Consider the following 23015-nt stretch of genomic DNA (forward strand, 5'->3'; position numbering starts at 1 on the left):
TTTTTTATTCAAAAATGAATAGCAATATTCAATTTATAAGTTTATAATAATCGATAAACTATTAGGGAAGAGGAAAAATATGACATATGACACAAATAATCGACTTAAACATGGTCTGATTAAAGCTTTAACTCTTAAACCCCTGTATGAGTTGAAAGACTTAGATGTGATTAACTGTGCAGAAGTGGCACCAGCGACTTTTTATAAGTATTATGCGAATAGAAAAGAGATATTAGACGACGTTGAAGAGTCACTAATTGCTGATTTTAAAAAAGCGGTTAGCGAAGATCTAAAAGTATGGTATGAATTGAAACATTCGCCATCTAAAAAAGATGTTGATCGTCTATTACGTGATAATATTACTAGTACATTAGACTTCTTTGCCAAGAATTCCGAGGATATTGTTATTTTAGTATCCAATAATGGCGACCCACTGTTGCGGAATAAAATGGTGGAAATATTATCCACACGTTTATCACATTTGTTCATTTATTACTTCAAAATTTATCAACAGGAAAAGATGCTTCAAAGCAAGCCAGTCCTCTTTCACTTCTTGTCCTATCGTGAAGCTAATGACATTGTCAACACGTTAATCTACTGGGTCAGATACAAGGATCAAATTACGATTAATGATGCTAGAGAGTATTTGCTGTTCACTTTGACTAAGTCTGCCTATGAAATTACAGCGCATGGTTTTAATTAAAAAACGTTACAATAGAGCTAAAGAAAAAATTAGGAGGATAAATTAATGCCATGTACAACAATTTTAGCCGGTAAAAAAGCTACGGCTGACGGTTCAACTTTAATTGCCAGAAACGAAGATTATGGTCATGCCTTTAACCCTAAGCGTTTCATCGTTGTTACGCCTGATCAGCAACCTAAGGATTATCAATCAGTAACTTCAAAATGCAAGGTGGATCTGCCCGATAATCCAATGCGTTACACCGCAATGCCTGAACTGGAAGCAACCGTGAAAAAAATGGGCTGGTGGGGCGAAGCTGGCATCAACGCCGCCAACGTTGCTATGTCTGCTACCGAAACCAGCACGACTAATTCACGCATTTTAGGCGTCGATTCGATGAATAAAAAGGGCATTGGTGAAGAAGACTTTGTCACAATTGTTTTGCCTTATATTTATTCTGCTCGTGAGGGTTATCAGCAGTTAACAAGATAAATACTAAAAAATGATATTATCTGTTAATTTATGTCAATAAGTGATATAATCTCCTTAACGAAAGTTGAGGAGTTTTTTTATGGCATCCAATAAACAATTACCCAAGTATTTATCTATCGGACAAGCTTCTAAATATTTAAATATCGCAATTCCTACTCTAAGGCTGTGGGAAAGAAAAGGAATTATTAAGCCAATCAGAACTGCTGGAAATCAAAGAAGATATACCCCGCAAATGCTGGATGATGCACTAGCAGGGAAAAAGCCTGCCAAGCCAGTATCCAAAGATAAATTGATAATTGGCTATTGTCGTGTCTCTTCTGCCGGACAAAAAAACGATTTAAAGCGTCAAATAGCAGTAGTTACTAATTTCTGTGAAATGCAAGGCAAGCCGTTTAAAATTATTTCTGATATTGGTTCAGGGCTTAATTATCACAAAAAAGGCTTAAAAGAGCTGATTCATCTGATCTGCACCCAGCAATGCAGTCAAGTAGTAGTCAATTATCAGGATCGTTTAGTTAGATTTGGTTTTGAATTAATTGAAGACATATGCCAAGAAAACGATGTTGAAATAACAGTTATTAATCAAACCAAAGCCGAAAGCTCTAATGAAGAGCTAGTAGACGATGTGCTTTCAGTTATTACTGTTTATTCTGCTAAGCTTTATGGAAAGAGAAGCCATCATAATGAAAAGATCATCAAAACCAATCAAGAGCTATTCAAAGACCGTTAGAGCATACTCGCTTAAGCTTGATGAAGATACTTATACTAAATTAGATCAGCTTTTTATAAATTATGGCAAATGTCGCAATATGTTTCTAAATCAATATTGTGGCATCAGTCATATGCTTGATGTTAAGCAGTATCGCAAATTACGTGATCAAATTAAAGGCTCTAAGCAAAACAAAAAGTATGTAGCCAAATACAATTTCTTAGATAAACATTGGTGTTACGCATTAAGCGATGCTTGTGCCAACATCAATTCGATGTGGAGTAATTTAGCTAACCAAATTCGTAGAGTCGTGCAAGCAAATGAGGCAATAGATAAAGATGAAAGACACTTGATCTACTATCTGCTTTCCATTAGAGAGTTGTGGTATTATGCCTTAACCAACAATCAAGCAGTACTTTTAGATTTGTCTCACGGATTGCAAAAGCACCTAGCAGAATTAGAAGAAGCTGTTACGCCTAAACAAAGAAAACATGCTTATTCATATTTAAGCAGATTAACTAGACGCTATAAATATACTCCTCGAAAGCATCATAGCTTAAATAAATCTATGACTTATGATGAAAGCATGTACAAGTTTACCGGCGATCAGCTAGAAGAGCTTGCCATTTCATCGCATGTATCAAGAAAGAGATTTAGTTTAAAGCTGACAAGTCCATGGCATTATCGTTTAAATGGCAATTTACAAATTATCTTAGATCGCGATAAAAAGCGGATTGAAATTCATAAGGTAATTAAAGTTAGACAAAAGAAAGAATATCAAGCAGGCACTAAACTCGGTATTGATAAAGGGCTTGCCACGCTGGTTTCTTGCAGTAGTGGTCGTGAATATGGCAAAGGTTTTAGCCAGTTTACTAGACCTGAAATTGAACAGGAAAGCCAATACTTAGCTAGACGCAATCCTTATTACGGTTATCGCTATCAATTAAAGAAAAAGCTTAATCAGCTAAAAAACGCCAATATACCTAAACAAATTATCAAGAAAAAGCAATTAACTAGGCAATTAAACAAGTTGAACGCTAATAATATTGGTCATAAGCGCAAAGATAAGCGCCACGCATCTTATCATGCTTGTCTTGAAAGCAAAATTAACCATGCAATTAAAACAATGATTAAGCTGGAAACACCAAGTTTGATTGTTAAAGAAGATTTGACCTTTACTAAGGAAAAAATAGCTAAGAAAGGCAGTAAATATGAACGCCAAGTTAGACGCAATCTTTCCTCATGGACTAAAGGAGTATTAAATGAACGTTTAGAGTATTATTGCCAGCAATATGGCATTGACTTTAAAGACGTTAACCCAGCCTACACTTCCCAATATTGTCCAAATTGCGGACGGCACTTTATCGTAAGATTTGGCAAGCACAATGAAAAGACCTTATGTCCTAATTGTGGAGAAATGGACTGTAATATCGCTGCATCAAAGAATATCCTAGCAAGAGCCACAGATAAAGAAATTACGCTTTATACGCCATATAAAAAAGTAAAAGCAATTCTTGATCAAAGAATTGCCAGTTAAGAAGAATTATTAAATAAGTCGACTGCCACAAAGCGAAAGGCGGAATGCCTCTCCTTTTATCAGCTAAGCTGAGGACATGTCGCAAAGGACTTTAAGTCCATTCTTAGAGCTAGGGAATGTTCCTAGGCTAAAGAAAAACAAGAATCGAAGAACCTTCATGTGGGGCAGATCAAAGCCAGTCCCTATTAATAGGGTAATAGAAATATTAACCGCGCCGCGTTCAACCGTACCCACAGAGCTTAACGCTTAAAAAAATCGCTCTAGCAAAAGCTAGGGTGAGTGAGACATGATAAAAGCTATTAGGAATATTAGTTTTTATTAGGTTTTATAATTCGGCGTGAAACTATTGGGCAAATATTTAGAAAAATATGGCACCTATGAATCTAACGGCGTCGCCTTCTCTGACAAAGATGAAGTCTGGTATATGGAAACGATTGGTGGACACCACTGGGCAGCTCAAAGAGTGCCGGATGATTGCTATGTTGCAGCACCAAACTGGTTTAGCATTACCGATTTTGACTTTGATAGCGATGATACGATGGCTTCAGCCGACTTGGAAAAGATGATCAAGAATTACCATCTAGATATTGATGGTACTGGCAATCCATACAATTTCCGTCATATCTTCGGTAGTCATGATGATTCAGATTATGAATACAATATCCCGCGGCAATGGTATATTCAGAAGCTTTTCAATCCAAGTGAAGAGCATGAGCCTGATGATCTTGAACTACCATTTGCTAAAAAGCCAGAGCATCTATTAACTATTGAAGATTTCAAGTATGCTTTATCTTCACGTTATCAACACACCAAGTATGATCCATATGGTCAAGAAGGTACAGACGCTGATCATCATGCCTTTCGTCCAATTGGTTTCCAACGTAATCAAGAATTGTCTATTTTACAAATTAGAAATGATGTTCCAGCTAAAATTGCTGGTGTGCAATGGCTGTCGTTGGGACCAAATGCCTTCAATGGTAGTGCGCCATATTACACGAACGTGCTTGACACGCCAGCAGCTTACCGCGATACGCATGAGCATTTCAGCATCCAAGATATGTATTGGTTAACTCATGTTATTGCTACAATTGTCGATGAGCATCCCTTCCGTTACAATGCCTCTATTGAAGCGATGAAGCAAAGTACGTTGGCTGCAGGTCGTCACATCTTGTTAGAAACAGATAAGGCTGTTCAAGACCTGGATGGCAAGCAATTACAGGAGAAACTCCAAACAGCTAATAACCAAATCGCTAAATCTACGTACGATAAAGCAATGAAATGCTTTGGCGAGTGCGTTGAAACAGGAGCTTTACAAATTAGATTAAATTATTAATGAAGCAAAAATGCATTTTTGTCGCTAGTCGAAAAAACAAAAGCGATGAAGTGCATTTTTATTTTGTCAAAATTCTGTTTTTCTTATTTCTTTTTCCGTAAAATTCTGATTAACAATTTGAAAATAAGAAAGGAAAGAAGAATGAAGAGATTCTTAGCTGGTTTAGCATTTTTGACTGTATTATTTTTAAATGCAGGGCTTAAGACAGTGCTGGCGGATGCAGTAGATCGCAGCGACAATTTTACTAAAATCTACATTGAGCAATCCGATCAACTTTTGCAGAATAATCAATTGCTAACGATCACCGCTGAATTTAATGATGGACGGCACAAATTCAAAAGCGGCGATACAATGACGATCTCTTGGCAGTCGCGTGCTAAAAAGGCTGACTTAGAAGCGATTGAGCAAGAAAAGGATCTTATTATAAAGGAGGTGAAAGTAGGAACATATACGGTTAAAAGTCATCAAGTTTTGGTTAAATTCAATGATAATGTGGAAAAGCTGAAAGACGTTTCTGGCAAGTTGGATTTTTATGCTCAAGTTCATAACTTAACACCGCAAAAACAAGAATTAGTGCTTCAAGCAGGTAAGAGGGAAGCAAAATTAATGCTTGCACCACGGCCTGAGAATAAGCTGCTTGCAGAATTTAATGGGCGCTTAAATATGACTGGCGATTCTATTGCCTGGGAAATCAAATTAAATCCGGATCAAAAAGAATTCGTTAATTCATTGATTCTGGCTACAGAGCTTCCTGAAGGGATGGAATTTGACGCACAACTTAAGGTGCTGGCCGATGGCAAGTTGGTAAATCTAGATCAATCCGATGTCCAATATAAAAACAATGGAGTAGCAATTCGTTTTAACAGTAAAAATTATTCTGGTAAAGCAATCACGGTATATCTCCAAACTAATATCCTTGATAAAAAAGCACTTAAACATTCCAATCAATTCTTACTAACTTATCAGCTTGCGAATAATCAACCAGCTAGAAAAGATATTTATGAAGGTACGATTACTAATGATCGGCAGGGAATAGAAGAAAAAGAAAACGTGGAAGGGACGCGTAAATACCGATCAGAGCGAGTAATTAAAGCCTTATCGAACTTAATCGAGTTAATTTTTGGCAAACGAGAAAAAGAAAAGGATTCAAAGCCTCAAGTTAAAACTGTCGCAGACACATACACACCAACTATCAATACGAAGACGGCAGAACAAGTTAATCCTAAGGGATCTAAGGGATTGACCGGCTTTGATAAGAATACACATAATGCTAAAAATTCAACCATTAAAGTAGCTAAGACAGCTAATTCTGACCCGATTGAAAAAGACGCGCCTAGTGAGACGCTTGCTAAAGCAAATTACCATGATTCTAAAGACGATACGCATCGTCGTGTAGATCATTTGCCTAAAACTGGAGAGACTAAATTAATAATTCTTAGTGTAGCAGGCTTGGGCATTTTATTTGTTGGAAGTATTCTTTGGAAGAAATCAATCAAATAGGTATATTTGGGCAGGAAATTCAGTTTTTTGATAGCTAAAATGTTTTCTTTCACGTATGATGTAGATATAGATTTGCATGATGAAAGAGACATGAGATGCCTTATACTATTTCAGAAATTATCATTTTATTTTTTACATATTCATTTATTGGATGGCTCTGGGAAACGTTTTATTGTTCACTCAAGGATCATCATTTCGATTATCGTGGCTTTTTATTTGGACCATATTGTCCTGTGTATGGCTTCGCGGCAACAACGATTCTGCTTTTAACGCGAAAAATTCAGAATAATCTATTCTTGCTTTTCTTAATAGGAATCGTTGTTGCTACAATATTTGAATTTGTTGCGAGTTTATTTCTTGAGAAGTTTTTTCATGTGAAGCTGTGGGATTATTTCAAATTATGGGGAAATATCCAAGGACGTGTTGCTCCAGCAATCTCGTTATTCTGGGACGTTGGCACAGTACTTTTAGTTAAGTTCGTTCAACCATTGTTGCAACGCCTAATTGATCTCGAAGAGCGCCAAACTCATGGCTGGTTGGCCGTTGGAATTACGCTTGTGATGGGAATCGATACAGTCTTGTCGATGATTAGTGTTGAGATATTCCATATGACAGCTAAGAAATGGGATAAGCATATCAATCGCTTCATTGAACGCGTAAGAGTCAGGGTCGAGAGCAGAATGCCAGAGAAGGGAAAGCTAAAAGTAGGAGACTGGCACCACTCAGTCATGCAGCATTTTAATGAATTAAGGCCCCAGCCTTTAAGCTGGAATCACAAACGGCTGCTTAAGAGTTTTCCTAAACTAAAGGTACTAGATGCTCCTAAATTTATGGAAATCAAAAAAGAGATCCTTAAAAAAGAAAGATAGAAAATCCATTGCAAAAGGGATGATCGCTTAATGATCATCCCTTTTCTTTAACCGTTTATTCGATTTTTAGCTCGTTTTTTGCTTTTTACTTCAGTGTAGCCATCTAATACATTGGCATATCGTCCTAGAGTGAATAGATAATCCGAGAGTCGATTCATGTATTCTAAATCGGCATCTGCTAGGTCCTGTTCGGTAGATAATTTAACTAAAGAGCGTTCGGCGCGTCTAGCTACTGTACGGGCATATTGCAGATTTGCTCCCGTAATTTTGCCACCAAGTAAAATAAATTCAGGAATATACGGAATCTTTGGTGTCAGTTCATCTATTCGCCGTTCGAGTTTAGTTACATTTTCCTGTTTAATCGTCTGGTGATGTTTAACCACGATATCTGCCTGTAATTCATAAAGATCACGTTGTACGTCCTGCAATTCTTTACTTAAGTTTTTACAAGCAGTAGATAGATTGGCGATTGTTACGCCTAAGTAAGACTGCAATTCATCAACGTTGCCTAAAGCCTCAATCTGGCTATTAAACTTAGGCACCATTTTACCAGTAACCTGCTTGGTTAAGCCCTTGTCACCAACTTTAGTATAAATTTTAATCGTCATTAGGCACTTCTCCTTTGATAATTCTTAAGAGCTAACGTAACTGGTTTGTACAAAACGAGGTAGAAGGCAAAATTGCCGATTGCGTGATAGGTATCAAAAGCAAAACTAGAAACTAGGTAGGCAATAAAGGCAGGCCAACCGCCAAAAATGTTCCCGCAAAGGCAAAACTTTAGCCAATAATGCTACTGTTAATACGCAGCCAGCATAAGCTAAAATCTGTGGGATAGTCCAAATGCCAAAACCGAGATAAATGTTAGAAATAAACATTGTCAGTGCGGCTAGAGTAATGCCTGAGCTAATTCCCATGTTTAAGGTCACAATCATCAAAATATCAGTGACTGGCTGAACATTGGGAATCGGAATAATTTTAAAAACACGCAGGACCACGCACATTGCTGTGAGCATGGCCATTAAGGCAATCTGCCTAATTTGTACTCGTTCAGTGACCATAAATTACTTCACCTTGTCTAACGTAAATTTTACCTTGTCTTTATTAGCAACTGCTTGTTTATCGGCACCTTTGGTTGCCCACTTGCCGTTAATAGTGTAAGTCCAATAGATCTTTTTCTTCGGATTTTGCTTTTTGCCGTCAATGGCAGTAATAAAACCTTTGTTTTCTTGCACTTTCCATGCTTTCTTCAAGCCAGTCATTACTTTAGCTTTCTTGGACATTTTTACTGTTTTAGAATCTACTGTTTTCTTACCTTCTTTTAGGGGGTATAATTTACTGCAATTTGCTTAGGAGCAGCTTTTTTAGCAGTGGAATTATTGGTAGAACACCCAGTTAAGGCTAATGTGAAAAATGCAATAATTGCGAAAAATAAGCTGAATCTGTTTTTGTTTTTCAATTTAATATTCCTCGTAAATAATTATTTGATTGGGCAAGCTCCGCCTTCACAGTCGGTTTGACCAACTAATTCTAGTCCCTTTTGATCATCATTTTGAGCTTCGAAGACTGCCTCAACATCGCCACTAATCATGGCTGCACGTTCTTCATAAGTCTTCTTGTCGATTGGCTCCTTGGGTGCTTGCTTGAGTGAACCGCCATAGTAAGGCAGCAGGGAAGTCGATTTAATGGTGTGTCTGTATTGACGCAAAAGTGGTGCAATTTGCTTGCTTTCATCAGATTGGAAGGTAACGGTACAACTAACTGCGTTGTCTGACCAGTAGGTTTGCAGAAATGCTTGGGTAGCAAATTGTTCACCAATAGAAACCGTTCCGGCTGAAGCAAAGTTTTTGCTGTCAGCATGAGCTGCACGTAGTGGAAATTCTACACAAATAGTGTTCTTAGTGTAAATATCAGGCTCAGTGTGGTAACCGCATTCTTTTAATGCTGGTAAAAGCGGATCACTAGCTTGGAAACGAATTCGTTGAATTAAGTAGCCGGCGTAGTGGAAGTGCATCCCTTCAGACACTCCAGCCAATTTAGCAACCGTACCAGAAGGTTTAACCGTGGTGTGCTTAATTGATGGATTAACGCCTAATTCCTTACTGTAGGCTTTATCAGCAGCCACAACAGCCTTATAAAGACCATCGACCATCTTGATTCCTTTTGGATCATAGATTGGTTTTTGGATCTTTTTACCAGTTTCCTGATCAGTAGCATCTTCAAAACCAGTTACGACTCTATGACCAAGATCGTTTAACAGCCAGTCTTGAATACCGGACATGGACACGCCGATCCGGCGATTCTTAGCAATTATCTTGCGTGATACTTCCCAATCATAGTGGCTAAAGGTAACGCGCTTAGTATAGCGAGCGGCTAAACTAAAGGCTTCTTTTAAATCCCAGTCTTGCATTTCGGCGATATATGGGAAGACTTCGAATAAGTTGCATGGTTCACCGTTAGCTAAAGAAATTTCACCACAAGGATTAGTTCCCTCGACATCGTCATCAATGCCTGGTTGGTAACCGTCGGCGATTCGGCCGTAATTGCGTGACAATTCCAAGTTAACGATGCCAGGTTCACCATTATGCAAAATACCATCGGCGATTGGACCATAGTCATTAAATTTAGAATTAATAGCTACACTGTTGTTAGAAGCCCAACGGTGGTGGTAAAGCTTTTCTTTATCTTGCTTCATCTTGATAAAGTCTTGATCATCACTTGAACCTAAGGCTAGTTCGGCTGAGCGACGGACGTTGCCGGCAACGACGGTTTTGCCGATCAAGTTGCAGATATCAGTTGCATCAACAGCAGTTAAGTTTTGACCAACGCGAGCGTTAATCACGTTGTTGATATCGATAAACATTTCAACCAATGGCATTGGACCTGAAGCAGTACCGCCAAAACCATGAATCTTAGCGCCATATGGACGGATGTCACTGATATCAAGAACTAATTTGGTCTTTTGATCTGGATTAAGTTCATTGAAATGCATATCGATCAACCGAGCATTGGCAAGTACCCAGCCTTCGCGGGTATCTGGCAATCTGTAGTAGATAATATTGCTTTGATCGGGATTTTGTTTTGCCCATTCATCTTTATCAACTGCACCGACCTTAATTGAGGCGTCGTGGGATTTGCTCTTCTTGTCGATGACGACAGTTAGGTCGATCTTGTCGTCAACCTTAGGAATTTGCTTAATGTTGTCATTAACAACAGAAAAACCAACGCCGCCACCTTTCATTAATTGGTCAAATAAGAATGAGAAAGGCATAGAAACGGCTTTTTGACGCTTGTCAATATAAGATGGCACAATGTGACTATCGCCATATGCTTGCGGGCGAATAGCGATGAACCAGCAGTTGTTTAATGAATCACCGTTGCGTTTTTGATAGTCGGTGCCTGAAATCCATAAGTTACGTCCGGATGGCGTAGCAGATAAACCATAAACAAGGCGGAAAAGCTTCTTGGCTTCATTAGATAGTTCATTAACTACTTCATCAGAAGGATTATCCTGCAAACGTGGATCGAGGTTGATGTTGCCTTCGATTACGCGCTTGACGGTTTCATCCCAGTTCTCGAATCTATTCTTCTCTGGCAGCCAACGTGCGTAGGTTCTCTTGTAAGTAACCCAACCAAGCTCGCCCCAGTGAGGTTTAATTTCATGTTTCACTTGATCGATAAAAGTTTGATCAAGGTTAATTCTAGTAGTTGGCATAATTTTCTCACTCCTGAATAAATTTCATTGTTTCACAAAACCACATCATGTGTGAATGCATATTTAAATGTACCACAATATCTTGTGGTTTGAAAACTTTTTATTGTAAATAGGTTTGACTTGTAAATTACAAGTAGCATCAGAGTGGGCTTAAGCAAAAAGAAAAATTTTTGAAAACTAAACGATATAGAAAATTTCTAGGAAAAGAATTTGAGCATGGTACAATTAAACTATGTGTTAGAAAAAACGAGGTTGATTTATGGATACGGCTTGGCAAAGATTTAAGAATAATATTCCTTTACGTAGGTTCGTGGTTCTTTTATTAGTTATTGCTTGTCTGTATGAAATGCGGGCAATGATGAATACGATCCTGTTAACGTTTATTTTTACTTATGTGATCGTGCATTTAATTCATTTGGTGCAGCGTTATGTTCCTAAGATGCCCACGGGTGTCATTGTAGTAGTCACGTATCTGATTATTATCGCGCTACTGTATTTTGTCATTACGGTTTACCTACCAATGTTGGTAGGACAGATTTCCAAGATGGTGAAGTCCGTCATGGCGTTTTATGAGTCGAATGAATCATTGCGCTTAATGTCATATGCGACGCATTATATTAGTAAAGCGGAGTTAATCACGCAAGCTAAGCGTGCTATGACCTTTGCCTTTCACACGGTAACTAATATTGGCACATTAACGGTGGCCACATTTATGTCGTTAATCTTGAGCTTCTTTTACACGATTGAATTAGAAAAGATGAAGGAATTTTCTAATTTATTTGTTAAGAGTGGCTACTTCAAATGGCTTTTTGAAGATTTGCGCTATTTTGGCAAAAAATTTACTAATACTTTCGGTGTAGTCTTAGAAGCTCAGTTTTTCATTGCAATCTGCAACACTGCATTAATGATGATCGGACTAGCTATTATGAAAATGCCACAGATTATTGCTTTAGGATTAATGGTTTTCATCTTAAGCTTAGTACCAGTGGCCGGGGTAATTATTTCACTAATTCCTTTGAGCATCATTGGCTATTCAGTAGGTGGTATTCGTTACGTGATCTATATTTTTGTGATGATCATGATTATTCATGCAATTGAAGCCTATGTTTTAAATCCAAAATTTATGGCCAGCAAGACGGAATTGCCTATCTTTTATACCTTTTTGGTGTTACTGGTAGCAGAGCACTTCTGGGGCACATGGGGTCTGATTGTCGGCGTGCCGATCTTTACCTTCTTACTTGACGTATTGGACATTAAATCTGTGAAAAAGAAGTCTAAAAAAGAGGTTATTAAATGAGACTTTTACTTACAGGCGACAGCATTATTTCACGTGCTGAGGGCAAAAATGAACCTCATATAAATTGGAATTTAAAGCAGCTTTTGCCTGAAATTAAAATTGAAAATACAGCGGTGTCTGGGATTAATTCTGGAGCATTTTTCGCTCGTTTAGGTGAATTAGTGCTAAATGTGAAGCAATGCGATAACTTGGTTATTTTACTGGGAACTAATGATTTACCTACACATAAGCAGGTGCCACTAAAGCAATTTAAGCAGAATATGGAGTTGATTGCGTCTGCGGTAATTTGTCAATATTATCCGCCTCATGTATTGCTTGTCTCGCCACCAGCAGTTGATGAGAAAAAGCAACGCGTGCGCAGTAATGCTTTAGTTAAAAAATATGCCAGAGTAGTTCAAGAAGTAGCAGATGAATATCATTTTGGCTATGCCGATTTATGCCAGGCGATGATTGAAGCGGGAGATTTGTCTGAGATTTCCCGGGGAATTAAAAATGATGGTCTGCATTTTGGTAATTTAGGCTATGACATCTTGGCTAAGCTGATTGTAGAAAATTTGTAGAGCATTTAAAAAAGAGACCGAAAGGTCTCTTTTAGTTTTTTCTGTTAACGAATGACTGCCCGTACGAGTCCGCCGATTGCTAGTAATGCTAAAAATGGGATGAGCAAGTATGCGCAAAATACAAAGATTAATCCGGCTGCGATTAAGAAGCCGAGGACTTTGATAATGCCGACTCCTAGTTTGAAGAAGAGCCAGATCAAAAAGATGATTAATAATAATGAAAGCATAAATTCATACCTCCAATTCTATGATTAGTATTTTACTACTGAAAGGTTAAGGTAAGATTAATGTAGCAACTAATTTTAGAAAAACTGAAGAAAAAAAGACTGCATAGTATGAATTACTACACAGCTTTCTTCATGATATTCATTATGTAAGAATTGTTAATTGAATTTAAATTGATCTAGAAGAATTAGTCCTTGACAACGTCTTTAACGTTCAACCATTGGATCTTAACGATCTTCTTGCCATTGGCCTTCTTAACAGCCTTAGCAGTGAAGGTTGAACCCATTGAAACTTTCTTGTTGGTCTTCTTGCCGTTAGCGTTTAAAACGCTAACTTTTTGGTTCTTAGTATCCTTAACAGTAACAAAGATCTTGTCGCCTTTCTTGATTGAAGGGTTAGTAGGAGCAACTTCTGAAACACCAAGCTTTGGAGCGTTGAAGCTAGCAGCTTGAGCAACTGAGCTAACACCTAACAAACTCATTGAAGCAACTGCAACTGAAACAACTTTAACTAATTTCTTTGAATCAAACATAATGAATACCTCGTTTTTTCTATATCGCTTTAATTGATTGGAACTTTTTGTTCCCTCATTCCTTACATCTTTATTGCATAACATATGCTATTAATTGCAAGGGAAAATTGAAACTTTTTTAAAAAGAATTCAAATGGCTCAAAGCCTTGCTATGATAACAAGCATGACGATTTTTGCTTTAAAATAGTCAAAAAATAAAAAACAAATTCTTTTGTAATTTAAATAAAAAAAGACAGATACTCAATTTGAATATCTGTCTCTTGGAAAATCCTATTATGACCACAACTTAATTGTAACTGTCAGTAATTTGTTTGCCTAGTGCTAATATTACAGCTACCGGATATATTAGGACACAATCTTAAAATACAGTCACTTAGTCAGCAAAATATTGCAAAATGTCTTCTTCAGTTAATTTCTTTTTGTCTTTGCCTTTCACATCAAGCACGATTTCACCACTATTTAGAATAATCGTGCGGTTGCCATATTTGATCGTATCCTTTAATTGGTGGGTAATCATGATGCAGGTCAAATGCTCTTCGCGGACAACCTTGTCGGTTAACTCCAATAGCTCGCGGCTGGTATTAGGATCAAGTGCTGCCGTGTGTTCATCAAGTAAGAGCAGATCTGGCCGTTTAATCGTGGCCATTAAGAAACTTAAGGTTTGACGCTGACCACCAGAAAGGTTACCCACGAATGTATTAAGCCGTTCGTTTAAACCATTAGGAAGCTGTGATGTTTCCTTTTTAAAATCGTCTAGGTGCTTATCAAGTCCGCGCAAATGCAGTCCGCGGTGGTGGCCTCGCTTAGTAGCTAACAATAAATTCTCAGCCACAGTCATTCTCGGTGCCGTGCCCATCTTAGGGTCCTGAAAAACTTGCGCGATGTATTTTGCGCGTTTTACTTCAGAGTCATTAGTCAAGTTGCGCTTTTTTAAAAATATTTTTCCAGTGGTAGGAAACAGCGAGCCGTTGATGATGTTGAGCAGGGTAGATTTGCCCGCGCCGTTAGTTCCAAGGAGAGTAACAAAATTGCCATCTTCCAGTTTTAAATTGATGTTTTTGAGAATCTTTTTTTCTTCATTCGTACCTGCATTAACCGTAGTCGAAATGTTTTGTAAATCTAAAATTGTACTCATGGCTTTGTTACTCCTTTTTTCAATAATTTGCGCGTATGAAATTTCTTTTCAAATAAGGGAAGCATCATACAAATTGCTAAGATGATGGCCGAGATCAGTTTGAAATCGTTGGTGCTGAAGCCTAATTGCAAAACTAAGAGCAGGATTAGGCGATAGATGATACTGCCGATAACCACTGCGATCAATCGCGCGGTTAGGCTTAAATCACCATAGGCTACTTCACCGATGATAATGGCGGCTAACCCAATAACCATCGTCCCGATTCCCATGTTAACGTCGGCGTAGCCACCGTTTTGGGCTAACAATCCGCCGGCTAACCCGATCAAACCGTTGGAAATCATCAAGCCCAGGATTTTCATATTATCTGTGTTGATGCCTAAAGATCGAGCCATGTTTTCGTTATCACCGGTCGCAATGAAGCTTTGACCAAGATCGGTGTTAAGGAAAAGGGCTAACAATAAAATAATTAAGATTGCGGCTAAGAGTCCGATCACAATCGTAGGAAAGTTAGCCGGCAATTTTTGCAATAATTTGCCATTGAGCAAAGTTGCTTTATTGAGCAGACCCACATTGGCCTTGCCCAGGATTCGTAAGTTGATAGAATAGACGCCTGTCATGGTTAGGATTCCGGCCAGTAGTACTGGAATTTTACCCTTGGTATAAAGCAAGCCAGTCACTAGTCCGGTAAGCATCCCGCCTAAGAATGCTAAAATCGTGGCCAGCATGGGATCAACGCCGTGGACCAATGCACTGACGCAGATTGCTGCGCCGAAGGGGAAAGTGCCCTCGACCGTCATGTCGGGGAAGTTCAAAATTCTAAAGGTGAGGAAAAGCCCTAAGGCTAAGACGCCCCATAAGAGGCCTTGTCCGATGGTAGAAGTAATAAGACTCATTTGATGATCCGTCCTTTCTTGTGCGCTGCTTGCAATACCTGATTTGGAATATGAATATTTAGTTCATCGGCAGCTTTTTGATTGATGACTGTTTCGTAGCTAGTAACACGCTTAACTGGCGTAGTTGCTGGATTTTTGCCTTTTAAAATTTGTCCGGCCATTTTGCCAGTTAAGACGCCCATGTCGAATTGACTGACACAGCGCGTTGCTAAACCGCCTGACTTGACCATGGTGTCGGCAGCTGGGAAGACTGGAATCTTGGCTGCGTTCGTAGCTTTAAGCAAAGTAGCGATTCCGGAAGCTACGGTGTTGTCAGTTGGCACGTAGACCGCCTGCACCTTGCCGGCCATCGTTTGGGCAACCTGCTCGATATCGTTGGTTGAGGTGATGGTGTAAGGGCGAACCGTGATGCCTTGGGCTTCAGCTAGCTTTTTAAATTCATGGTATTCAGCAGTAGATGAGTCATCGCTTGAGGTATAGATGACGCCGATTTTTTTAGCTTTAGGCAAAATCGTTTGCAATAATTTTAGTTGAGCTGGAATTGGTTGCCTATCTTGCACGCCGGTAACCTTGCCGCCGGGACGTGTCATGCTTTTTACTAAATGTGCTCCAATCGGATCACTAACTGCACCCATGATGACCGGGATGTTGCCAGCTTGATTGGCCAATGATTGCACTGCTGGAGTCGCAATCCCAATTGTAAGGGCGGCATTTTCTTGTTTAAAATGATCGCTCATCGATTTCAAATTGCTTTGGTCGCCCTGCGCATTTTGAAAATCGATCTTCACGTTTTTATTTTCAACATAGCCTTCGTCTTTTAGCCCTTGAATGATTCCTTGATGGATCTGATCCAAGGCCGGATGACTCAGCGTTTGTAGAATTCCCACAGTTGGTCTCTTTTGCTCGGCCGTTTGCTTATTATTTTCAAAAACAAAAGCAGCAACCAGAAAAGCAAACAGAGCGATGATGGTTCCGATTAATCTTTTCATACTTAAACTCCTCTAACAAAAAAGGCATTTCCGTTTGACGGGAAATGCCTAAAACAAAAACCCGCACGTCTTATATTCCGTGCGGGTAATAATTCTTGAAGATTTATCATACCAGCACAGACGCGAAAAATTTGAGTCGCATCTGTGCCAATATAAGCGTGCAGAAACAACTCTAGTGCTGGTTTTGCCAACGATTGATTACTACATTCTTAAACATGATAAATTCTTCCTTTCTTTCAATTGATGATTGATTGACCTAAATTTTATTCGCTTGTTTAAAAGATGTCAATAGAAATTTTGAAATCTGCTATAATTAAGAATCCCAGAAAAATAGAAAGGACCTACTTATGCGCTATCAACAAATTATTTTTGACGTAGATGATACGATTATAGACTTTGCGGCTACAGAAGATTTCGCTTTACACAGCCTGTTTAATGCTCATCATTGGCCTTTATCACCGGAATTGCAGCGCCAATATCACTCCTATAATCAGGGCTTGTGGCGCAGGCTTGAGCAGGGTGAAATCACTTATGAAGAATTAAGTGAAATGACTTTCCACGACTTTATCAAAAAGAATCTTGGCTTAGAAATTGATGGCATGAAAGCGATGGATGAATATCGCTCTTACTTTGGCGAAGCCCATCAATTATTGCCTGGGGTTGAAGATACTTTGAAGTTTGCTAAAAAGCAGGGCTATAAGCTGACTATTTTGAGCAATGGTGAAAAGTTTATGCAAAATCACCGATTAGAGTTGGCTGGTGTGAAAAAATATTTCGATCTAATCGTTACCTCGGAAGAGGCACATTATTCTAAGCCGAATCCGCATGCCTTTGATTATTTCTTTAGCCGCACGGAAATTGGGCCAACCGAGACCGTCTTTTTTGGCGATGGCCTGCAATCAGATATTTTAGGTGCGGAAAAATATGGTTTCGACAGTATCTGGTATAATCACCGTCACCGTAAAAATACCTTGCATTTACATCCCAAGTTTGTGGTAGAGACTTATCCAGAATTGGTTAAATTAATGCAAAATGATTTTCAGAAGAAGTATTAATCATTGTATTTTTTTCTCTTCAAGAAAATACCCCAGCCAATAGTTAGGACACTAGCGACAATCATTAAGATTCAGAAACCATTTTTATCTTCTTTACCAGGTAAACCACCGACGTTCATGCCCCAGATGCCACTGATTAAAGCCGGAACAGCGATGACTAAGGCGGCTGAGTCAAGGTATTTCATTAAGTGGTTCAAATGGCTGTCCATCATGGCGGTAAAGAGGCCACTGATGGAATTGAGCAGGTCGGTGGTTTATTGGTGTCAAGCCAAATAAAAATCATTGGGCAAAACAAATTGCGCGTGTAGATTCTAAAGATTTTAGAACAAAGCCATATATTTCTAATACTTCCTTTCCACGTTTAGCATATTTAGATAGAGCAGGTAAGTTAAAAGATCAGTGTTCAAGTCCTTCTGATTTAAAAAGAGCTGAAGTAGCTTTATCTCCGGATTATAGTCAATTTTTGCTTGCAACAGTCGAATATGATGGCACTGGGCATTTTATTCTATATGATGCTGATGTTATTAATAACGAACTTGATAAAGTTGCAGCTGGTAAGGGATATGTTGATTTACGTAATGTATCATTTGAAGATAGTTTTACAATTCCAGGATTAACCTTAAATAAAGGTGGAATTTTGAATTCGGTTCAGGGATATGACTTAGATAATCAAGGTAATATTTATATTTCTAGTCAAAAATCACCTGACCTTGAGAAAAAAAGTATTATCATAAGGAGATTTTAAAGATACCATATTATTCTCGTGATATTAATACTTCTAGTCAATGGCCAAGAGTAAATCTTAGTCATCCACAAATTATTGATATTCATAATTTGCACTCAGAGGTAGAGGGTATTCAGATTATTGGTGAAAACCACTGTTATCTAACGGTAGCATATCATGGTTGGAGTGGTGAGAAACCTAAAACCACTTTAAATATGATTTATGAAATTGAATGGGATTAACCTAAGTTAGATAAAAAAGCATTGAATTTGATTCAATGCTTTTTATTGTTTAAAATTAGTATCAAGAAGATAGATTAAAGTATAGAAATTTTGAAAAGGATGATTAGATGAAACGTAAAATCATGCTAATTTCTACAGTTGCATTAATGACCGTAGTACCAATGATTGTTACATCAACTAATGAAGTTAGAGCTACAGTTAATTCAGCCAAAAAAACAGTAATGCATACTGCAATTGCTTATGATAGAGACGACAATAGTACAGGTCGGAAATACTATGCTTATGATGTAGTTACCGTTGATCCGAAAAAAGTAACTATAGATGGTAATCTATACTATAAGGTTTTTGGTAAGAACCAATATTTAAAAGCTACTAATATTGATGGTGTGACTAGACGGATGACTCATAATGCTTATATTTACAGATCATCTAATCGCCGTACTTCATTCAATGGTAAATGGAAATTATACAGAGGCCAAACTGTAACTACTTATGGTGGTTCTTATAAGTTTAAGAATGGCAAGCGTTACTTCAGAGTAGGTGGACCACATAAGCAATATATTAAATCATATAATTTAGGTCCAGTAATTAATACTAATACAGCTGCTTCAACAGATAGTGGTGAAGAAACTACAGTGACTGTAAAGTATGCTTATAATGTAAATATCTATGATAATCAAGGCAGGGTAATAAAAAAGAATATACCTAAGGGAACTAAGTTTGTAGTTGATCGTCTTGAAAAAACTTCTTTTGCTGACCAGTTCATTCCTGAATGGGCCAGTGATGGTTTCTATAGAATTAAGGGGACGACCCATTGGCTTGTCGCTGTTCTTGTAAAAGCAGATAAAAAATTGCCTTTGCGAGATCCACAGAGGGAAGAAAATTTGAATAAATATGCTTATATTACTTTTTCTAAAGATACAAATGTTTACAATGCAGATGGAACAATCCAAAATCATAATGGTCAAAAGATTGTAAAGCAAATGGGGCAATTTAAAGTAGATAAATTGATGTATATTTGGGTTCCAAGTGAAAAGAAAGCTAATTTATTCTATCATTTGGTTGGAACTAAATTCTATGCTACTAATACGGGAACAAGTTTTTTCGATAAAATCGATGTAGGACATGATGCTTATGTCAAAGCTGACGATGTGAAATTTGTTAATGGAGTACAATTAACTCCATTAAACACTGCCGCAGAAGCTCAAGTAGCTGCACAAAAAAAGTGAATATTGGATAAAGAAATTAATTTAGAGGGGAATCAAATTTAATTCGATTTGGTTCTCTTTTTCGATATAAACTTTGGTGGCAAACCTTTTTTCTCGCGTAAATCACCTAATCTAGCTTACAATTAAGAAAAAATATTTTTAGTAGCTATGATAGAAAGATGAAAAATATGGAATTACATTCACTTACTGATACTTATACTTTAAATAATGGCGTGAAAATCCCGGTGATTGGCTTCGGAACTTGGCAAACTCCAAATGGCGAAGTTGCGCAGGAATCTGTCGAAGCTGCATTGAACGCGGGCTATCGCCACATTGATACCGCTGCGGCTTATGGCAATGAGGAAAGCGTAGGCGAGGCAATTAAGAAGAGTGGCATTAACCGTCATGAATTATTTGTGACGACTAAATTGTGGAATGCCGATCACGGCTATGACAAGACTAAAAAGGCAATTGATACTAGCTTGGAAAAATTAGGTTTGGACTATCTTGATCTTTATTTAATTCACTGGCCTAACCCTGCAGCTATGCGGAACAATTGGGCAGAATTAAATGCCGAAAGCTGGCAAGCAATGGAAGAGGCAGTGAAAGCTGGTAAAATTCGCGCTATCGGTGTGTCCAACTTTAGAAAGCACCACCTGGATGAATTGATGAAGACGGCTGAGATTAAGCCGGTAGTTAATCAAAGTTACTTGAATCCGAGTGATTTGCAACCGGAAGTGACGACCGCAAGCAAAGAATATGATTTGCTTAATGAGGGCTATAGTCCTCTTGGTACTGGTGGTTTGCTCGGTAACGAAACAGTTGGTGAAGTGGCCGCAAACTATGGCAAGTCTCCAGCGCAAGTTTTGATTCGCTGGTCGCTGCAGCACGGCTTTTTGCCATTGCCTAAGTCAGTTCATCCTAAGTACATTGCTGCTAATGCAGATGTCTTTGACTTTGAGATTAGTCCGGAAGACATGAAGAAGCTAGATGGTTTGCGTGGAGCAAGCAAGTTGGCTAATGATCCGGATAAGGTTGATTTTTAAAATAAAAAAACCATCGACTCTACAACTGCCGATGACTCTGGTCGCGTCTATTGATGATAATTACTTATCAAGCAGGCTATTTAGTTCATGAAGAACTAAATGAAGTTCATGCAATAGAACTCAAAGTAGGAAAATTGTCATGTCGTTCAACGTCTCTCACCTCCTATGGGTAAGTTGATTAGGCTACCCTGGAATGTGCATGAATGACATGCTTTTTAATTTTATCATGTTATAATACTTATAGGAAAATTGTTGTCTCCAATGATCATGGATGCATGCGATGTAAGACGATAACTTACATACGCGCGGTGGCTCTGCTTATGCAGAGCTTTTTTATTAGGGTGAAATAATGAAGAAAATTACAACGGGTATTGTGGCTCACGTTGACGCGGGTAAAACAACTTTATCTGAAGCTTTGCTTTATACGGCGGGTAATCTGCGCAACTTAGGCAGAGTGGATGATGGGGATGCATTTTTAGATACGGATCAGCTGGAGAAAAAGCGTGGCATCACGATCTTTTCTCACGAAGCCAAGTTGAAAACTGATAATCTGGAGCTGACTTTGCTGGATACTCCGGGGCACGTCGATTTTGGCCAGCAGACCGAGGAGACGCTCAGCGTCTTAGATTACGCTATCTTAGTGATCTCGATTGCGGATGGCGTGACCAGTTATGCGAGAACTTTGTGGCATTTGCTTGAGCGAAATAATGTTCCAGTATTTATTTTTGTGAATAAAACTGATGCAGTTGGGGCAGATCGAGAAAAAGCGCTGGCCGATTTGCAAAAGAACTTGAGTGAAAACTGTGTAGATTTTACCCAAATTGATGATGATTTCTACGAGAACGTGGCAGCTTGCGATGATAAGCTGTTAGAGAAATATTTGGATAATGGCGAAATTAGTCCTAGCGATGTCCAACAGGCAATTGCTGCTAGAAAAACTTTCCCAGTTTATTACGGCTCCGCATTGAAACTAACTGGCATCAAAGAATTTCTAGCTGGTTTTGAACAATGGACAAGTGAGAAAAAATTTACTAAAGATTTTTCTGCTAGATGCTTTAAGATTTCGCATGATAAAAATGGTGAACGCTTAACTTGGATTAAGATTTTAGGTGGAAAACTGAAGGCAAAGACCGAATTAAACGACGAAAAGATTAACCAGATTCGTTCTTATAATGGTGAAAAATTTACTACGATTACTGAAGTGGAAGCCGGCGATGTTGTCGCTTTAACTGGTTTAACTAAAACGTATCCGGGTCAAGGATTTGGCGTCGGGGATGCAAAGAATGCAGTATTGAAGCCAGTTTTGACTTACAAAGTTGATTCTAAAGAAAATGACATTCACGCTTGTTTGGATGCACTGAAAGTCTTGGAAGATGAAAATCCGCAGCTGCATGTGACCTGGTCAGAACATTTGCAGGAAATTCACGTACAGGTAATGGGCAAGATCCAATTGCAATTTCTGCAGCAATTGTTGCAGGAGCGGTTTAATTTAGATATCGCATTTGAGCAGGGCAATATTTTATATAAGGAGACAATCACTAAATTAATTGAGGCAGTAGGCCACTTCGAACCTTTGCGGCACTATGCGGAAGTTCATTTACTTCTTGAACCAGGCGCAAGAAACAGTGGCCTTGTTTTTGCCAACAAATGCAGTCTAGAAGTTTTAACTAAAAATTGGCAGCACCAGATTATGACAGCTCTAGCTTCGAAGGAGCATCTGGGCGTTTTAACCGGTGCGCCAATTACAGATATGAAAATCACTTTGCTCGGCGGTAAAGGCAGTATTGTCCACTCCGTTGGTGGAGACTTTCGCGAGGCTACTTATCGTGCGGTACGACAAGGCTTAATGGAAGAAAAAATTCATGATCAGGTAGAACTGCTTGAGCCCTGGTATGATTTCCGTCTAGAAATAGGACAAGACCAAGTGGGCCGCGCCTTAAATGATATTCAGCGCATGAGTGGTAAATTTGCGACGCCGCAAAATATTGGCGAGCGTACGATCATTACAGGTTCTGCACCCGTTAGCGAGATGCAAGATTATGCGGCAGAAGTCCGCAGCTATACGCATGGTGAAGGTAATCTAGAATGCGTCGTTAAGGGCTATTTGCCGTGTCACAACGCTCAAGAAATTATTGCAGAGGGAAATTACGATCCAGTTTCTGATTTAGACAATACGCCAAACTCCGTCTTCTGTTCTCATGGGGCAGGACACACGGTAACCTGGGACAAGGTACCTGAGACCGCGCATTACCCGTACACTTATCCGCTCAGCTAA

The 23015-nt window shown here is 38.7% G+C and carries 20 protein-coding genes and 4 pseudogenes; 14 read left to right on the plus strand and 10 right to left on the minus strand.

Annotated features, from left to right (window positions below):
* The first annotated feature begins 79 nt into the window (after positions 1–79).
* From ICI50_RS00180 to ICI50_RS00210, 7 genes and pseudogenes are all read left to right on the plus strand, one after another.
* Complete coding sequence (locus tag ICI50_RS00180; RefSeq protein ID WP_013854895.1) at positions 80–703, plus strand: hypothetical protein; 624 nt, start codon at positions 80–82, stop codon at positions 701–703.
* Between the two features lie 45 nt (positions 704–748).
* Positions 749–1165, plus strand: a pseudogene (locus ICI50_RS00185) (C69 family dipeptidase); the annotation flags it as partial.
* An 88-nt stretch (positions 1166–1253) separates the two neighbouring features.
* On the plus strand, positions 1254–1904 hold the full coding sequence (locus tag ICI50_RS00190; protein ID WP_023062122.1) for an IS607-like element ISLhe9 family transposase: 651 nt from the start codon (positions 1254–1256) through the stop codon (positions 1902–1904).
* The gene (locus tag ICI50_RS00195) at positions 1858–3420 is read left to right on the plus strand and encodes an RNA-guided endonuclease TnpB family protein (RefSeq protein WP_244964963.1); all 1563 of its coding nucleotides are present in this window, start codon (positions 1858–1860) and stop codon (positions 3418–3420) included. The genes ICI50_RS00190 and ICI50_RS00195 overlap by 47 nt, the downstream gene beginning before the upstream one ends.
* A 346-nt stretch (positions 3421–3766) precedes the next feature.
* Complete coding sequence (locus ICI50_RS00200; protein ID WP_244040393.1) at positions 3767–4753, plus strand: C69 family dipeptidase; 987 nt, start codon at positions 3767–3769, stop codon at positions 4751–4753.
* Positions 4754–4894: 141 nt separating this feature from the next.
* Positions 4895–6253 carry an Ig-like domain-containing protein gene (locus ICI50_RS00205; protein WP_188891727.1) on the plus strand — a complete coding sequence of 453 codons (1359 nt, stop codon included), beginning with the start codon at positions 4895–4897 and terminating at the stop codon, positions 6251–6253.
* Positions 6254–6348: 95 nt separating this feature from the next.
* Entirely contained in the window at positions 6349–7122 is a 774-nt protein-coding gene (locus ICI50_RS00210) for a putative ABC transporter permease (RefSeq protein ID WP_013854893.1), read from the plus strand.
* 47 nt (positions 7123–7169) lie between these two features.
* Here ICI50_RS00210 and ICI50_RS00215 read toward each other — a convergent pair whose 3' ends face one another.
* From ICI50_RS00215 to nrdJ, 4 genes and pseudogenes are all read right to left on the minus strand, one after another.
* Positions 7170–7730: a cob(I)yrinic acid a,c-diamide adenosyltransferase gene (locus ICI50_RS00215; protein WP_056940993.1), complete on the minus strand. Its 561-nt coding sequence runs from the start codon at positions 7728–7730 to the stop codon at positions 7170–7172.
* Positions 7730–8180, minus strand: a pseudogene (locus ICI50_RS00220) (ECF transporter S component). Before ICI50_RS00220 ends, ICI50_RS00215 begins: the two are co-directional and overlap by 1 nt.
* 3 nt (positions 8181–8183) lie before the next feature.
* Positions 8184–8578, minus strand: a pseudogene (locus ICI50_RS00225) (DUF4430 domain-containing protein).
* A gap of 21 nt (positions 8579–8599) precedes the next feature.
* The gene (nrdJ, locus tag ICI50_RS00230; RefSeq protein ID WP_054640643.1) at positions 8600–10834 is read right to left on the minus strand and encodes a ribonucleoside-triphosphate reductase, adenosylcobalamin-dependent; all 2235 of its coding nucleotides are present in this window, start codon (positions 10832–10834) and stop codon (positions 8600–8602) included.
* A 259-nt stretch (positions 10835–11093) separates the two neighbouring features.
* Here nrdJ and ICI50_RS00235 point away from each other — a divergent pair, with 259 nt between their 5' ends.
* Positions 11094–12131 (plus strand): AI-2E family transporter, encoded by a 1038-nt coding sequence (locus ICI50_RS00235; RefSeq protein WP_013854887.1) that lies wholly within the window; start codon positions 11094–11096, stop codon positions 12129–12131.
* Positions 12128–12691 carry an SGNH/GDSL hydrolase family protein gene (locus ICI50_RS00240; protein WP_013854886.1) on the plus strand — a complete coding sequence of 188 codons (564 nt, stop codon included), beginning with the start codon at positions 12128–12130 and terminating at the stop codon, positions 12689–12691. Before ICI50_RS00235 ends, ICI50_RS00240 begins: the two co-directional genes overlap by 4 nt.
* 44 nt (positions 12692–12735) lie before the next feature.
* On the opposite strand, the gene ICI50_RS10685 is transcribed toward ICI50_RS00240, so the two are convergent.
* From ICI50_RS10685 to trpX, 5 genes are all read right to left on the minus strand, one after another.
* Positions 12736–12918 (minus strand): hypothetical protein, encoded by a 183-nt coding sequence (locus tag ICI50_RS10685; RefSeq protein ID WP_074484274.1) that lies wholly within the window; start codon positions 12916–12918, stop codon positions 12736–12738.
* Positions 12919–13103: 185 nt separating this feature from the next.
* Entirely contained in the window at positions 13104–13448 is a 345-nt protein-coding gene (locus tag ICI50_RS00250; protein WP_188891728.1) for a hypothetical protein, read from the minus strand.
* 373 nt (positions 13449–13821) lie between these two features.
* Complete coding sequence (locus ICI50_RS00255) at positions 13822–14583, minus strand: ABC transporter ATP-binding protein (protein WP_188891729.1); 762 nt, start codon at positions 14581–14583, stop codon at positions 13822–13824.
* Complete coding sequence (locus ICI50_RS00260) at positions 14580–15476, minus strand: ABC transporter permease (RefSeq protein WP_013855067.1); 897 nt, start codon at positions 15474–15476, stop codon at positions 14580–14582. The genes ICI50_RS00255 and ICI50_RS00260 overlap by 4 nt, the downstream gene beginning before the upstream one ends.
* Positions 15473–16465 carry a tryptophan ABC transporter substrate-binding protein gene (gene trpX / locus ICI50_RS00265; RefSeq protein WP_054640489.1) on the minus strand — a complete coding sequence of 331 codons (993 nt, stop codon included), beginning with the start codon at positions 16463–16465 and terminating at the stop codon, positions 15473–15475. The genes ICI50_RS00260 and trpX overlap by 4 nt, the downstream gene beginning before the upstream one ends.
* A 347-nt stretch (positions 16466–16812) precedes the next feature.
* Between trpX and ICI50_RS00270 the strand changes: the two genes are divergently transcribed.
* Complete coding sequence (locus ICI50_RS00270; RefSeq protein WP_014562811.1) at positions 16813–17520, plus strand: YjjG family noncanonical pyrimidine nucleotidase; 708 nt, start codon at positions 16813–16815, stop codon at positions 17518–17520.
* On the opposite strand, the pseudogene ICI50_RS00275 reads toward ICI50_RS00270, so the two are convergent.
* Positions 17517–17768, minus strand: a pseudogene (locus ICI50_RS00275) (CorA family divalent cation transporter); the annotation flags it as partial. The gene ICI50_RS00270 and the pseudogene ICI50_RS00275 overlap by 4 nt on opposite strands.
* A gap of 47 nt (positions 17769–17815) precedes the next feature.
* Here ICI50_RS00275 and ICI50_RS00280 point away from each other — a divergent pair.
* The 4 genes from ICI50_RS00280 (at position 17816) to ICI50_RS00300 (ending at position 23015) form a co-directional block, all read left to right on the plus strand.
* Complete coding sequence (locus ICI50_RS00280) at positions 17816–18265, plus strand: helveticin J family class III bacteriocin (protein ID WP_250825618.1); 450 nt, start codon at positions 17816–17818, stop codon at positions 18263–18265.
* Positions 18266–18593: 328 nt separating this feature from the next.
* Positions 18594–19715 (plus strand): SLAP domain-containing protein, encoded by a 1122-nt coding sequence (locus tag ICI50_RS00290; RefSeq protein WP_095342297.1) that lies wholly within the window; start codon positions 18594–18596, stop codon positions 19713–19715.
* Positions 19716–19882: 167 nt separating this feature from the next.
* Positions 19883–20740 carry an aldo/keto reductase gene (locus ICI50_RS00295; RefSeq protein WP_188891730.1) on the plus strand — a complete coding sequence of 286 codons (858 nt, stop codon included), beginning with the start codon at positions 19883–19885 and terminating at the stop codon, positions 20738–20740.
* A gap of 349 nt (positions 20741–21089) precedes the next feature.
* On the plus strand, positions 21090–23015 hold the full coding sequence (locus tag ICI50_RS00300) for a GTP-binding protein (RefSeq protein ID WP_056940946.1): 1926 nt from the start codon (positions 21090–21092) through the stop codon (positions 23013–23015).

The sequence above is a fragment of the Lactobacillus kefiranofaciens genome (assembly GCF_014656585.1).
Lineage (GTDB): Bacteria > Bacillota > Bacilli > Lactobacillales > Lactobacillaceae > Lactobacillus > Lactobacillus kefiranofaciens.